Origin of the sequence: Methanosarcina sp. WH1 (assembly GCF_000970005.1) — an archaeon.
In the GTDB taxonomy this organism is placed as follows: Archaea; Halobacteriota; Methanosarcinia; order Methanosarcinales; family Methanosarcinaceae; genus Methanosarcina.
Genome location: NZ_CP009504.1, coordinates 2,075,830 through 2,090,294, shown reverse-complemented (window position 1 = coordinate 2,090,294; position 14,465 = coordinate 2,075,830). Strand labels below are relative to the sequence as shown.

Below are 14,465 nucleotides of genomic sequence, written 5' to 3'. Positions count from 1 at the left end.
TCTGTTAAATCGGTGGCTATGGATTTCATTATAAATATTTTTTATACATATTTGTCTTTTTTTGAGATGTAAATAGGTTGTATTGTGCGGAAATCTATTTCTGGTAGACATCGCAATAAGTAAAATAAATATATCAATAAATCCATAACTTATTAATTAAATTATTTCAGTTTGCAAAATCACACTGAATTGATTGTCCAGATTTATACCTCCGTAAAATAGTATTACATATCATATATAATAAATCAGTCAGTTAAATCGGGACTCAGGGAGGGAAATTGTATGACCAGAAAAACAGATGAAGTCGTCTGTCCAAATCCGGAATGTGAATATTATCTCGAGGAGGAAGGAAAAGCCATAATAAAGCGTGGAAAATACAGAACCGGCCACCAGAGATATTATTGCAAACATTGCAGAAAATTTTTCATGGATACAGTTGGTACAGCTGTTTACCGCAAACATCTGCCTGGAACTGAAATAAGGCTGATATATCGGCTTTTTCTCGAAAAAAATGGAATACGAAGTATTGAAAGGATAACAGGGCACCACAGGGATACAATAAGCAATCTGCTAAAAGGGACGGTAAAAAACGAAAAAACAGAAAAATATCTGATCGAACGGATCGGGTTGACAGCTGATGAATGTGGAAAGTTATGGGCTCTTTTAGAAAAAAAGAGGAATTCTTCCCAAAAGTCACCTTAAAGAAGAGTAGGCGATTATACCTCCAGGCATAAATAGACTGGATTCTATATCAAAAGCACATGTTCTCAAAAAATCAAAAATACATATTCTCATAAAACGTCATTAATAAATGTCATTGAGATACAGTCTTGCTTTCGGTAGGTTGACATTTAATTTTTTATACATTTCATTGATGATGATTATGAAATAATGCTCCAGACTTGCGTATAGTTGTTAGGTTTACATATGGTCCAAACATAATCTATCATACTAAACTTTATTGAAAAAAAATGATTCCGTTTTTATATGTATCTTGAAAGTTGAGCTACATGTTAATCAGTTTTAAGCATAACATACAGTTAGCTAATGTTCTAAAACGGTATCAAAAAAAAATATTCTAAATTCTAATGTCGACCTGCCGAATGTAAGTACAGTGCAAATTGAGTATTTTATATTATGACCCCAATTTTGCAAATTTTTAACTATTCAAGAGTTTGACATTTAATTTTTGCCATTTCTTTTCATACTTTACCAACCTAAGGTTACTAAAATTGTTCACGTAAGTCACTAATGCTAAAAATCTTCCTGCAGCATTTTTCTTTTTGGATTTTTTTCCAGGTCATGCACAAAGATTTGTCAAAGTAATAAGTATTTTATATGAGGACACATATTAATTATGGAACTTACGCACATTGGGAGTATCAGGGAAGCTTGAATGCGTTATTTACATAGGCTATATTTCCGACTGGAGTCAGGAAATCATGAAATTCTGAAATTTAGCCATTGTGAAAATACAAAATAATAGACCAAAATAAACAGTTTTTGAATGTAACACACAGGTAAGGAGTCAGAAACATGAGTAAAAGTACATTATTGAGGGCAGGATCCCTATTATTAGGTTTAATGCTTTGCCTGGTATGGGTACCGGCTGCATTTGCTCAATCAGAGGATGAAGGAGTTGCAAACGAAACAGTCCGTCCTCTCGTTACGTCTGAAATCATAATACATGAGATAAATCCCAGTTACTATGATCTGTATTTACAGCAGGGAGAGAGCAGCAGCTTCGATGTAAATTTCAGAAATAACGGTAAAAATGCAATTGAAGTAGAACCTAAAGTTGTAGCTGTGCCTTACAGCTTTTACGACATTGACGAAAGCTGGATTACCATACACCCGGCAAATACAATAGTAGATTCGGATGCAGAACAGGAATTTACCATTGAAGTAAATGTTCCCGAGGATGCGGATGGTGGGACCTATGAAACCTACGTAGCCTTTACAGATGACATAATCTTAGATCCTGAAGTAGATCCCTATCCTCAATATGTCAATGCAATGTCTCTTTCTGTTGGAGTCCCGATTTATCAGAAGCTTGAACTTCAGACACATTACATCTCTGACTCCGTTGAGGTCGGAAAGGAATATGTATACTCGATAAAAATCAAGAACGCAGCATTAAAGGATATTACCATCGACCCGGAACTGAGCAGATATATGTATGAGTATTCATTTAATGAATTCGGGCTTGATGATGATGCAATAGAAATCACTGCACCTTCAGTTTTAACTCCAGGTGAGATCGCTGACATGGTTATCCGTGTTCCTGTTCCAAAAAATGCCACAGGAACTTACAATGGGTTCATCAAAATGAATGTTGACGGGGGAGCATATGATGAATCTGACTCGCAAATAGACCTGTACTTTACAATTAGGCAGCAGCCTGCAGTTCCCTATGTGAAAACCTTTAAAACAAGAACCACCGATCCGATAACAATTGAAGTATCAACTTCTACGTACAGTTGGGATGCATGGATGCGTTCCTCGCCGAAAGATGAAGTCCCATCTTTTGAACTGAACCTGAAATACAATTTCAACCCTGTTGATATGAGCCTCATGAAATCAACGCAGGGAGACAGCGTAAACATTGGGTGGTATAATTTCCCGGTATGGTCAACTGATGATGACTCAATCTATCAAAATTACGACAGGTATTATACTGAAACGTATACGGTACCCGGAGCAATAGGAAACTGGGAGCTTTCAATACTCCCTAAAAATACTGAATATTTCGAATATTCGATAACTATCGGGGACTCTGAATAAAAGGCAAGGGTTCTGGCTAAAGTGGAAAAATGATGAGGGGTTAACAGGATCTTTCCTCCTTTTTCAGGGTTCTGTTATTTATATCCCTTAATTTTTCATATACTGTTTTTGGTGGTTCTTTTATATTTTATTGGTCTAATATAATAGCGCAATATATAGTTTTACTCTTAGTTTTTGTTACAATCAAAATATTTATCCCACCAAAATTCATAAAAATCTATTTTTTAACCCCATTTTTCATGAACTTGATTGTAAGTGTCAATTTCTCAAATTTTTTTTGATGAATTTTGTGGACCTAACATTTATGTGTTTCAAAATATCAATCGCGTAACAATGGATTGATAATCCTTTATAAGATAAAATAAAGTATTATAAAGCTTTAAATTTACATTTCTTTTATTATTTCAGACCTTCTAATAAAAGTATCTTTATATGTTCCTCTTCCCAACGTTTTTTGATTACGGGTATTGTCAGACTAAAAGAAGCAAAATAGGAGGTAGAACATGAATTATAACAGAAAGTCAATCTTGAAGGCAATAGAATCCTTTTTTGTTGTTTTAATGTCGTTGACTTTGATTCCTGTGGCTTCTACTATCTGTGCCCGGACGCCCAGTTATCAGCCAGCATGTAACCAGAATATGAATGTGAACAGGCAAGTGACGTAACAAACGTCTCGGAAAACTATAATTGAGACTGGAACCCGGAATGCCTTAGAGGAGGAACGTACAACCTGCCTATATCCAGAAAAATTATAACTTTGACTGCCTGCAGAGAAGAAGCCGGGAACAGAGCTGTCTTATCCGGGCTTAATTAAAAGCCTTAGTTTGAAACCCAGGTTAATTGTTGTAACGTATAATCAAATAAAAACGCATTGATTAACGCATATATTTTGGAAAAATGAAGAGTACGCAAAATAGAAGGACAGAGTTTTTAAGTTTGAACTGTTTGTTGAAGAACGCACATAATAGTCACTCAATCGTATGAAAATAAATCACTCTTTTGAATCGGAAGGTTTAAAGAAATATTATATTCTCATTGCAAGTGAGAATTGGATTTAATATCTATTATCTTTGAAAGTTATGGTTGAGTGGATACTATGGAGGAATTCTATAACGAGGTTAAGTTAAGTATTGGGATGATCTATAATGAAAATTTTAAAAAGTTATTTGATGGCATTTGTTCTTGCTCTTTTATATTTTACGTTAAGTAGCCCTGCTGCTTTGGCATCAAACATCGTAATTGACGATGATGCTCAACCAGCTGTCTCCGGTCTTTATCTGACATCTGATTATACAGATGATGCCGCTTGTATTCAGGCGGCACTAGATAACTCAAAAAGTGGAGATACCATAACAATCCGCGAAGGAGACTATTATATAAAAAACCGAATATATCAATGTAGTAAAAGTCTGAATGTGATAGGCGAAGGAAAAGTAACTCTTCACATTCAAACTCCTGAAAAAGAAGTTTACGGGATTTATTTCTGTGGATCATTTATCACTAGCAAAAACCTGTCAGATAACGCTAAAAAGGGTTCATCCCAGGTGGTTTTAACTGATGCTTCTCAGGTTCGTCAGAACGACTTGATTAAGATCTGGAAAAATGTTAAGTGGTGTCCTCTTGATTATCCTGATCAAATGACAGGTGAAATATATGCTGTTAAAAGTGTAAATGGAAATGTCGTCACTTTAAATCAACCACTTCTTAGAGATTACAGCTTGTCCGAGACCGTCCAAACTGAAGTATACAGACCTATTGAAATGCATATAAAGAACATAGGGATAGAGGATACGGGGGCGACAATGCCTCATCATGGACTGGTTATGGACTATTGCAAGGACAGTTCTGTCACTAATTCCCGGTTCAGTGATAGTGGATTTGGGGCTATTTGTCTGTATTCCTGTTTTAATGTGGATATTAATAATAATGAAATATATGACTGTCTTAAGCCCGGCAGTGGATATGGTGTAAATGTGGCTAGCGGTTCGGCTTTTGTCAATATCGAACAGAATTACATAAAGAATTGCAGACATGCTATAACAGGCAATTCAGCTGAACGTAAATCTTTAAATCGAGACGTTTTTATCGCCAATAATACTCTGATAGGGGCAGATATCGCTGGCTCATGTGTTGTTGATGCTCATCCAGTTACTATTAGTTATATAGTCACTAAAAATAAAATATATCCACAGCTTCCGTACTTTTTTGCATTCCTTGACGGTACACAATACTCAGAATTTACCGAGAATGAAATATATGGTGGATATGGGGCAGTCGTTAGAAGAGGCAATGTGAATGATGGAGTGCATATAATAAAAGATAATATTATGGATGGAATCGCGGGGGTTACGTATCAAGGGGGTGAAAAAGGTGTTGGAGATACTCTTATAATTACAAATAATGTTCAAAATAGTGGAGAATACGGAGTTTATTTCCCAGATCACGAAAGTTTCAGGAATATAATAGTAAGTGAGAACACCTTTAGCAATCTTTCAAAACAGGAAGTGTATCAGAAGTTCCCAATAAACAAGATAAACTTAAAAATCTCTGATGATTTAGTTAGTGTAGAAAATAAAGAAGCAGTGCCTGCACCTGTAAAGGAAGAAGAAGAGGAAGAAGAAGAGGAAAAAGAAGTAGTGCCTGCATCTGTAAAGGAAGAAGAAGAGGAAGAAGAAGTAGTGGATGAAGCAGTGCCTGCATCTGTAAAGGAAGAAGAAGAGGAAGAAGAAGTAGTAGATGAAGCAGTGCCTGCACCTGTAAAGGAAGAAGAAGAGGAAGAAGAAGTAGTTGTGGTTAAAGCAGTGTCTGCATCTGTAAAGGAAGAAGAGGAAGAAGAAGTAGTGGATGAAGCAGTGCCTGCACCTGTAAAGGAAGAAAAAGAGGAAGAAGAAGAGGAAGAAGAGGAAGAAGAAGTAGTGGATGAAACAGTGCCTGCACCTGAAACAGTTGTTAATCCTGCCATCTATGAATTAACGCCTCTTGATAATACACAGGCTCTCAAGGAATATGTGGAATGTACATACAAATGCCATGTGATGACAAAAACAGGGCTGGCTACTCTTCTTGATGCCTCAATGTGTTACTGGGTAAATGGTGAGGATGAAAAAGCCATTTCCATGCTTAAATCCTTTATCCATCTCGCTGAAAGAATGAAGGAATGCAAGCAGATCTCGGCTGATGAAGCGGATTATATGGTAAAGGAAACGAAGATAATTCTTTATCAGATGGATGAAGGAGATGGAACATCCAATGTAATTGACGAAGTCTGCGATAAAACCAAAACAGTCTGTGAAGAAAAACCAGTTTGTACAGAAACCAAATCAGTCTGTGAAGAAAATTCAGTCTGTGAAGAAAAACTAGTCTGTGAAGAAAAATCAGTCTGTGAAGAAAAATCAGTCTGTGAAGAAAAATCAGTCTGTGAAGAAAAATCAGTCTGTGAAGAAAAACTAGTCTGTGAAGAAAAACCAGTCTGTGATGAAAAACCGGTTTGTGACGAAACAAATTCAGTTTGTGACGAAACCAAAACAGTCTGTGAAGAAAAACCAGTTTGTGACGAAACCAAAACAGTCTGTGAAGAAAAACCAGTTTGTACAGAAACCAAATCAGTTTGTGACGAAAAACCGGTTTGTACAGAAACCAAATCAGTTTGTGACGAAAAACCGGTTTGTGAAGAAACCAAATCAGTTTGTGACGAAAAACTAGTTTGTGACGAAACCAAATCAGTTTGTGAAAAAAAACCGGTTTGTGACGAAACCAAATCAGTTTGTGAAGAAAAACCGGTTTGTACAGAAACCAAGTCAGTTTGCACAGAAACCAAACCAGCCTGTAAACCAGTCTGTGAAGAAACAAAATCAGTTTGTACAGAAACCAAACCAATTTGTATCGAAACCAAATCAGTTTGCAAACTAATTTACAAAAAAAATAGAGAAGTAATGCCAGATCAAAGCTGTGAAGTTGAAGAGGCTCCAGTAAAAAGTCCCGAAAAGGTAAAAGCCCCAGCAAAAGACTGTGACAATGGAGAAACTAAAACTTCAGTAAAAAGTCCCGAAAAGGTAAAAGCCCCAGCAAAAAGCTGTGATAATGAAGAAACTAAAACTCCAGTAAAAAACACTGAAGACGTTGAACAGGCTCCAGCAAAAGACTGCGACAATGGAGAAACTAAAACTCCAGTAAGAAACATTGAAGATGTTGAACAGTCTCAAGCAAAAGACTGCGACAATGGAGAAACTAAAACTCCAGTAAAAAGTCCCGAAAAGGTAAAAGCCCCAGCAAAAAGCTGTGATAATGAAGAAACTAAAACTTCAGTAAAAAACACTGAAGACGTTGAACAGGCTCCAGCAAAAGACTGTGACAATGGAGAAATTAAAACTCCAGTAAAAAACACTGAAGACGTTGAACAGTCTCAAGCAAAAGACTGCGACAATGGAGAAATTAAAACTCCAGTAAAAAGTCCCGAAAAGGTAAAAGCCCCAGCAAAAAGCTGTGACAATGGAGAAACTAAAACTCCAGTAAGAAACACCGAAGATGTTGAACAGTCTCAAGCAAAAGATTGTGACAATGGAGAAACTAAAACTTCAGTAAAAAACACTGAAGACGTTAAACAGGCTCCAACAAAAAGCCCTGATGATAAAAAAGTAAGTGAAGATAATATCGATCAGATAGAGGCAAATTAAGGAGGAGGATTGAAGTTATAGCCATCAGGAGGTGATAACTAAAAACCAGTGACACCTTTTATACATTTATTATTTTTCTTTTTTGATTATTTCTTTTTTGATCTTTTCTTTTTATTGTTTGAAGGCTCACATCTCTTTTTCTGGCGAAATATCTTCATTTATTTTAAAGCCACGAATCTTAGGTTTGGTTTGTTCACCTTTGAGTAAGTTGATTTCATCTCGAAACTTTTGGTTCTCTGCTATGAGGAATTCAATCTCTACATTCTGCTTTAATTTGAAGAGGATACAAATCTTCTCTAATCTCTTTTCTAATCTCTTTTTTTTAAATATCCTTATGAAGCAACAGGGGTATGTATACTGAACAGAGGGATGGCTTAAAGGCAGACTAAAATCGAATGGTTCCAGGAGGGCTAAAGCTTCTGCTGCCGAAAATAATTCCTAAATCATTGGGTGTTTCTGGCTAAAGTGGAAAAATTATAGGGAAATGACAGGATCTTTCCTCCTTTTTCAGAGTACTGTTGTCTATATTCCTTAATTTATTCCATTTCATCATTTTTGTAAAATTACGTAATGATTGGGAAATGCATTTTGTAGTTGTAGTTTTGCAGTTGTAGAAGAAGACAGGGTCAGGATAAGATCGTAGTTATAACTTCCCTGCTTGCAGTTCTTCAATATAAGTATCATATGGAGCCGTTGAGCTGCCTGAAATACGTGCAATATAATAGTCTGCAGCAATCGAAGCCTGTTGTTCGCGGTTATAGTTACAAAAATGCGGTTTTGCACCGGGAGTGTATCCGTATCCTTCTGTTGCCTGTGCATAAAATGCTTCGATCAGATATTTCGAACCGATGTGTTCCATCTGTGAAACATGGGCTAATTCATGAATAAGCCACTTCATGTTTGAATTACCTGATTCAGTCCTGATCTTTTCATTGAAGTTGATTGTATGAAAGATGGTGACCCCCATACCCGAGCAATTGTTTATCTTTGCCCCGAGCCAGGCAATTAGTGAATGTTCGTCTATACGCACCTGCCGGTAATTGATGCTGTCTCCAAATACGGTTCGCGCTTCCTGTGCCTCTGCTAAGGTTAGCCTTCGGGTATTGGGTTTTAGAGTCTGCCATAAGAAATCCATAGCCTCCGGAAAAACGCAAATATCGAGAATTTTTGCGATAATTCTGCCTATCCTGACAGTGAGGGATAGCAGGCTCTTCGGGACCCAGTTATAAAAACACTTTTTTGGCTGTCCGTTCGGGGTCATTGAAGCTTTCAAATCTTCCCACTCATACCTGTTTGTTTAATAAAACTGTAGTTTTAGGTCTTCAAGCTTCGTCAGCGTTTTTGGGATTTTTGAATTCTCTTATCCTTTTCAACAGATGACCAGTTAAGTAAATGAAATACTGAATAAAAGTACCTCTCTAAACCTGAAGACAAATTCAAATTAGATCCTTCCTACACATTTACTTCCAAAAACACGATTGATTTAAATTGCTCAGTACTCAAATATTTATAAAATTTTGAATCTGAAGAGCTTGTAAAACCTGTGGGTAAGGAACATATGTATTTTGCTGCAATGAATTCAAAATCCTGCAAGTTGACAGCTTTAGGATATCACTATTGGAGATTAGTTAAAGAAACCAAACTGTAATTTTATTTTTTGACAAGTATTAGTTTTCTAATTTTTTATAGTTCAGCAGTTAGGGTAAGTTATTGATCTTATCTTAAATGAGATAGGGTAAGTTATTGATCTTATCTTAAATGAGGGATATTCCTTATTCTGCCAGATTCGACTCATCTTTTGCTGGCGTCTTTTAAAACTGATCTTCACACTTATAATTCTCTGTAATTTTATCTATTGCCACATCTTCTTCATGTCAAAACGAAAAACTTTTAATCGTTTGTGAAGTGATGGTTTCTGATTAAAAGATGATAGGATTAAAATCTAATTTTTAAAATTATACATAGTGACAAAAGTAGTTTTTAAATGGTTCTATGGAAATTCCAGTGTTTCTCAGTTATGCAAAACCATTCAATCGAAAACAAACAAAATTTATCAGCAAAGTTGAAGGACATTTAGTAAAAAATGGTTTCAAGCCGAGAACTCTAGGAATTACCGACAATAGTACTTCTGCACCATTAATCAAAATACGAGAGATAATGAATGAATGTCATGGGTTATTATCAGTTGCATTTAGACGAAGCTTTATCGAAAAAGGAGTTGGCAAACCCGGTACTAATCTGGCAGGACATTTACAGTACGATATTTCTCAAAAATGGATTACAAGTCCATACTGTCAAATTGAACCTTCCATGGCTTTTCAAATAGATATGCCTATCTTAATTTTTAGGGAAAAAGGGGTTATTGATGATGGTATTCTTGAAAATGGTGTTATTGGTTCCTATATACCTGAATTTGATCTTGATTCCTCAATTGATCAATATTTCAAATCTTTTGAATGGAATCAGTTGCTTACTAAGTGGAAACAGTCAGTGCTAGAATATAAAAGGTGGAAACAGTTCAAATCAGATGTGCTTGTTCGCCACATAATAAGTTGCTGTATCTGTGAAGAAAAAGAAATATCATTCGATCATTTGTATAATGCATTCAAAATGTCTATAGATAGAGAAGGCTGCAATCATTATAACAAATTTGCGGCCATTATCGATGCAGATGGAAATTTTAAAAGTAGATATCGAATTCCCAATCATTCACTACAATCTGATTATATCTTTATTTGCAATAATATTTTCAAAGATTGGCCATTATTTCAGCATTAATTTATCAAGCCTCATGTTTTTTCTCATCATTTCTCAGTATAATTTCAACAATATATGGTTTCCAGTACCTATTGCTTGTTTTAAGTGCTTTTGTTTACACTCTAGTGCATCGATTTCAAAATTAGTGTAAACCATGGATAACACAGATGACCCAAATCCATGTATGTCCGTGTCCATTCGTGATTCATTAAGTTTACATGCAGGTTTATTTCAAGTCCGAATTTCTGGCTATATTTTGGAATCATAGTACTAATTTCCAGAATAATCTAATCTGCAGCAGCTTTTCCTCTAATGATCCTGTGAACGTCTCATGTTCAATGTAGAACTGATAAAACGTAAAATTATAGTTCAAATACACCAGTAAATAGAAATACTATAGAAAATAATATATAAAGTTGGTGTATAAAGAAGATATTACTTGGATAACAAGGGGGATATTGTGACAGGTCGAAAAACGCATATGACAGCAGGAGTTTTAATTTCCTTTATCCTGATCTGGAATTTGACTTCAAAAGGGCTTGTTCTCAGCCCAGTACTTCTTCCGATAGCTTTAGCGTCCTCAGCCCTTGGAGCTGTGTTGCCTGATCTGATCGAGCCTCCCAGAAACCAGCGCCATAGAAAGTTTTTCCATTCAATTCTTTGCCTGGCGCTTTTGCTGCTGTACCTTAATCAGACCTATTTAAGTCTGCTTTGTATAGTATCTTCTACCATAATAATAGTGTTGAGAGTCGGAGAAGGTTTTAAGGTATTTTTTCACAGATGGGTAGTAGAACGTACATTTGGATGGCTGGGTCGATATCAACGTTTGAGTAAAGATTACGAAGGAATGACCCAGGATGGCGAAAATGATTGTCAGAGTCAAAAAATTCAAAACCATTTACAACCCCACGACCGGAAGCCCAGCACGCGTAAGCGCATCAAGTATCAGATGTGATGCATACCCGGCCCCTGCAAAGAAAAGCCCCAAAGTAACTTCATCTGCCGGACCTGTAGTTAATTGCCCGAATAGCGTGATAACTATTGCAGAGTTCAAAAAAGCACTTCCACGGCAGGTAAATCACAATGCTTTAATGACGATTTTGGAATATCTGGAGAAAAGTAATAAAATTGTTGTGGGTTTCAGAGGAATGACTTGGATTCACAACCCAAATAAAAATTTAAGGAATGTGGTGATTTACGGACGTGAACTATAAAATAATGTGCATGAGCTATGAAACGTGTAAGTGTAAGACTAACACCGGAAGCTGATGAGGTATATGAATATCTTATAAGCAAGCAAGATCCATAAAAACAAGAATTTAAACTTAACATGAAGTGCAGGCAAGTCAAAGAAATGATTTTGCAAATGATTTTGCTATATACTGGAGCTAAGAACTCCGAAGCCTCCAATAAAAATATATAACTTTAACATAGATTACTAAATCATAGAAAAGAAGGTATTTAATATGGCAAAACCCATCGAGCTCGGGCTTGTTCTTGAAGGAGAAGATGCAAAGGAGTTCTTCAGGAACGAAAAAAATCCTGTCGTTTCAAAGAAACTGGTAGGTATGTTCAAGCGTGCAAAGGAAATAAATGAGAATAACAGGTTTTAAGCTTGTACTCTATAGTTCCGGACTCTGAACTTCATACAACAACCCTTAATAAAAATCACAATCTTTCTTCTTTTAGTTGTTTGAGTCAGGAATTGAATGATTTTCTTAAAAACGATGCTCTGAATGACCAAAAGAATATGATAAGCAGAACCAGTTTATGCTTTTGGAAAGATGAACTGGTAGGTTTTTTTACTCTTATTGCAGATACAATTGAAGCTAAAGCCGTAATAGACGGAATCGAGCACTACGAGTACCGCAAATATCCAGGAGTTAAAATTGCAAGATTAGCAGTGGATACCAGATTCAAAAGAAGAGGAATTGGAACATATCTGTTGCTGGCAGCAATAGGTAAAACGTTATCGGTTTGCGAAAATATAGGATGTAGATACATTCTTGTTGACTCGAAAAAAAATTCAATTGGCTTCTATCAAAAAAACGAATTCAAACTTGTAGAGAAATACAAAAATCGAGAATTCATCCCGATGTATCTTAACATGCAGCCGATAATTGCTGAAATTAATATTGAGAGCAATGATTAATTGATTTTTTAATAAAATGGTACATTTATGAGGACTCTACTAACAGTTCATCAGGACTCTACTATATTGTATCCTTTCAAAATTGTATCCTTTCAAAGCTTTTCTTTGCTGAAATAGGCAGCGTAGATTTTTCCTTCGTCAGTCAGGGTCCAGATTTTTACTCCGCATTTTCCACCTCGGTGTAGAGGATGCCGTAGCCGTAGCTGAGCAGCGCATTGAAAAGGTCTTCAGGCGGCTGCTTTGTCCGTTTTCCGAAATAAGCTTTTTCGGGGAGCACAGTCCCAAGAGCTCCGAAATACTCCCTGGAAGCTTTCCCTTCTATCCCGAAAAGCCTGTTTCTGGACATGTCGATGTCTCCGCCTTCGGGAAGTCCTGCACAGAGAGAAAAGATATGTTCGGCTACCTCTTCCAGTTTCCTGTCTTCCCTGTTCTTTGCAAGGCTTTTTAGAAGAGAAGACTGGTTCCTGACCTTCGCTTCGATCATTCCCCTCATCAACTGAACCCCTTTTTCGCTGTCATATGCCCGTACCTGACAGCGGTGTATCGCAGCAGAATTTTCGAATTTGCAAGAATATGTCCTTGCAAAAGGCTTTCCGAACCTGTCCAGATAAATGATATCTATTCCCTTTTCGACCGCAAGGTCAATCGCATCCGCAGTGATCGCAGCTCCCCTGTAAATCAGAATCTGGGAAACCTTGTCTGCCGAAAATTCCCACTTTATCGCCTTGTCTTTATTGTTCAATGTGACAAAGCGGTTTCGCTTCTTGTGCACATAAGTCCCGTATTCATCAATCACAACTCGCATCCAGGTATTCCTCCTTTTAGAAAATCCTTCCTTAATTCTTCTTTATGCCATCCCGTGCAGATATAGCGTCTTTCGATCAATTCGATGGGAAATCGAACCAATGGCTTCTGAATGCGATTAATCTTCATGAAATAAATTATAGTGCAGGTGAATTCAAAAAATATTTCACGGTACTGCAGCTATTAAGGCGTCATCTGGAAAACTCTTCTAAAAATGTTGTCAATTTCCAGTTTCCGAACCTTCAAGGTACGAAATTCAGTTTAATTATCAATAGGCATGAATGTACACAAAATAAGCAAGTTGATTTCCGCTGATCTATCCCAAGTTCCTAAAGAAATTCACCCCAATGTACATTAATATACATTATTAAAATATAATATCAACACCAAGCAGTTCATTTTCGAAAAATTAATATACCGCTGATCTTTATATACCCTAGTGTAGCAGGGAGATCAGCGGAAAATGCCTAAATGGGTATGCGGAAAAAATTGCTCTATTTTGGAAATAAAGGCATAATAGGGCGTTTTGAAACCCTGTTGAAAAACAGCTTCCAGCAAAACAAGGATTGAAACTGCCGTATTATGGTGATTCTCGCGATTTTCCAAAGGAAGTTGAAAAACAGCTTCCAGCAAAACAAGGATTGAAACCATGATGAAAAATACAAACATTAGAGCAGCCATCGTCGTTGAAAAACAGCTTCCAGCAAAACAAGGATTGAAACCCTGTTCATTTTTTGCAGTCCAAAGATAAACACCTAGTTGAAAAACAGCTTCCAGCAAAACAAGGATTGAAACGACATTCTTGCTCTCAAGAAGCTCCTGTACATCCCATAGTTGAAAAACAGCTTCCAGCAAAACAAGGATTGAAACCCCTATCGGGTTTTCAAAAAGCTTGCAGTTACAGTTGAAAAACAGCTTCCAGCAAAACAAGGATTGAAACATTATTGCGTCGGGGTCGTATTTTTCAACGATCTTACCTAGTTGAAAAACAGCTTCCAGCAAAACAAGGATTGAAACAATACTCAATACTCAATACTCAACACTCTACAAAACGTTGAAAAACAGCTTCCAGCAAAACAAGGATTGAAACTCTAACACGCAATCGCGATTAATATCCGACATGCCGTTGAAAAACAGCTTCCAGCAAAACAAGGATTGAAACCTGGACATATCTACCAATAAAGATGGGTCGTTCGACCGTTGAAAAACAGCTTCCAGCAAAACAAGGATTGAAACTCAGGGAGAATCACTTCTTGACCTACTGTATACCAAGTTGAAAAACAGCTTCCAGCAAA

General features: G+C 36.6%; 9 protein-coding genes, 1 pseudogene and 1 CRISPR repeat array (1 of these 11 running past the window's edge). Of the genes and pseudogenes, 8 read left to right on the top strand and 2 right to left on the bottom strand.

All coding sequences use genetic code 11. The features are described 5' to 3' along the window. Nucleotides 1-282: 282 nt before the first annotated feature. The 3 genes from MSWH1_RS09110 to MSWH1_RS19645 all read left to right on the top strand — a co-directional run bounded on the left by MSWH1_RS09110 (nt 283) and on the right by MSWH1_RS19645 (nt 7,457). Nucleotides 283-702 carry a hypothetical protein gene (locus MSWH1_RS09110; RefSeq protein WP_048127916.1) on the top strand — a complete coding sequence of 140 codons (420 nt, stop codon included), beginning with the start codon at nt 283-285 and terminating at the stop codon, nt 700-702. Between the two features lie 834 nt (nt 703-1,536). Next, nucleotides 1,537-2,784 carry a hypothetical protein gene (locus MSWH1_RS09105; protein WP_048127914.1) on the top strand — a complete coding sequence of 416 codons (1,248 nt, stop codon included), beginning with the start codon at nt 1,537-1,539 and terminating at the stop codon, nt 2,782-2,784. Between the two features lie 1,145 nt (nt 2,785-3,929). Next, nucleotides 3,930-7,457, top strand: coding sequence for a right-handed parallel beta-helix repeat-containing protein (locus MSWH1_RS19645; RefSeq protein ID WP_052723159.1), 3,528 nt, complete (start codon nt 3,930-3,932; stop codon nt 7,455-7,457). Between the two features lie 643 nt (nt 7,458-8,100). Here the strand turns inward: MSWH1_RS19645 and MSWH1_RS09095 are convergent. Beyond that, on the bottom strand, nt 8,101-8,730 hold the full coding sequence (locus tag MSWH1_RS09095) for a hypothetical protein (RefSeq protein ID WP_231585674.1): 630 nt from the start codon (nt 8,728-8,730) through the stop codon (nt 8,101-8,103). Between the two features lie 719 nt (nt 8,731-9,449). Here MSWH1_RS09095 and MSWH1_RS19640 point away from each other — a divergent pair. The 5 genes and pseudogenes from MSWH1_RS19640 to MSWH1_RS09080 all read left to right on the top strand — a co-directional run bounded on the left by MSWH1_RS19640 (nt 9,450) and on the right by MSWH1_RS09080 (nt 12,366). After that, nucleotides 9,450-10,235 (top strand): hypothetical protein, encoded by a 786-nt coding sequence (locus tag MSWH1_RS19640; RefSeq protein ID WP_197074052.1) that lies wholly within the window; start codon nt 9,450-9,452, stop codon nt 10,233-10,235. A gap of 733 nt (nt 10,236-10,968) precedes the next feature. Continuing rightward, nucleotides 10,969-11,079, top strand: a pseudogene (locus tag MSWH1_RS20810) (IS5/IS1182 family transposase); the annotation flags it as partial. A 1-nt stretch (nt 11,080) separates the two neighbouring features. Beyond that, on the top strand, nt 11,081-11,428 hold the full coding sequence (locus MSWH1_RS19635) for a hypothetical protein (RefSeq protein WP_197074580.1): 348 nt from the start codon (nt 11,081-11,083) through the stop codon (nt 11,426-11,428). Between the two features lie 252 nt (nt 11,429-11,680). After that, on the top strand, nt 11,681-11,827 hold the full coding sequence (locus MSWH1_RS19080; RefSeq protein WP_156148128.1) for a hypothetical protein: 147 nt from the start codon (nt 11,681-11,683) through the stop codon (nt 11,825-11,827). Between the two features lie 2 nt (nt 11,828-11,829). After that, nucleotides 11,830-12,366 carry a GNAT family N-acetyltransferase gene (locus tag MSWH1_RS09080; RefSeq protein WP_048127910.1) on the top strand — a complete coding sequence of 179 codons (537 nt, stop codon included), beginning with the start codon at nt 11,830-11,832 and terminating at the stop codon, nt 12,364-12,366. 157 nt (nt 12,367-12,523) lie between these two features. Here MSWH1_RS09080 and cas1 read toward each other — a convergent pair whose 3' ends face one another. Beyond that, entirely contained in the window at nt 12,524-13,171 is a 648-nt protein-coding gene (cas1, locus tag MSWH1_RS09075) for a CRISPR-associated endonuclease Cas1 (RefSeq protein WP_048130351.1), read from the bottom strand. A 535-nt stretch (nt 13,172-13,706) separates the two neighbouring features. Next, nucleotides 13,707-14,465: a CRISPR direct-repeat array (repeat unit 37 nt; unit sequence GTTGAAAAACAGCTTCCAGCAAAACAAGGATTGAAAC); it runs 813 nt beyond the window's last position.

What these genes read in the sequence shown, in the direction of transcription:
- MSWH1_RS09110 (WP_048127916.1), top strand. Translation starts at nt 283, where the DNA reads ATGACCAGAAAAACAGATGAAGTCGTCTGTCCAAATCCGGAATGTGAA.
- MSWH1_RS09105 (WP_048127914.1), top strand. Translation starts at nt 1,537, where the DNA reads ATGAGTAAAAGTACATTATTGAGGGCAGGATCCCTATTATTAGGTTTA.
- MSWH1_RS19645 (WP_052723159.1), top strand. Translation starts at nt 3,930, where the DNA reads ATGAAAATTTTAAAAAGTTATTTGATGGCATTTGTTCTTGCTCTTTTA.
- MSWH1_RS19640 (WP_197074052.1), top strand. Translation starts at nt 9,450, where the DNA reads ATGGAAATTCCAGTGTTTCTCAGTTATGCAAAACCATTCAATCGAAAA.
- MSWH1_RS19635 (WP_197074580.1), top strand. Translation starts at nt 11,081, where the DNA reads ATGATTGTCAGAGTCAAAAAATTCAAAACCATTTACAACCCCACGACC.
- MSWH1_RS19080 (WP_156148128.1), top strand. Translation starts at nt 11,681, where the DNA reads ATGGCAAAACCCATCGAGCTCGGGCTTGTTCTTGAAGGAGAAGATGCA.
- cas1 (WP_048130351.1), bottom strand. Translation starts at nt 13,171, where the DNA reads ATGCGAGTTGTGATTGATGAATACGGGACTTATGTGCACAAGAAGCGA.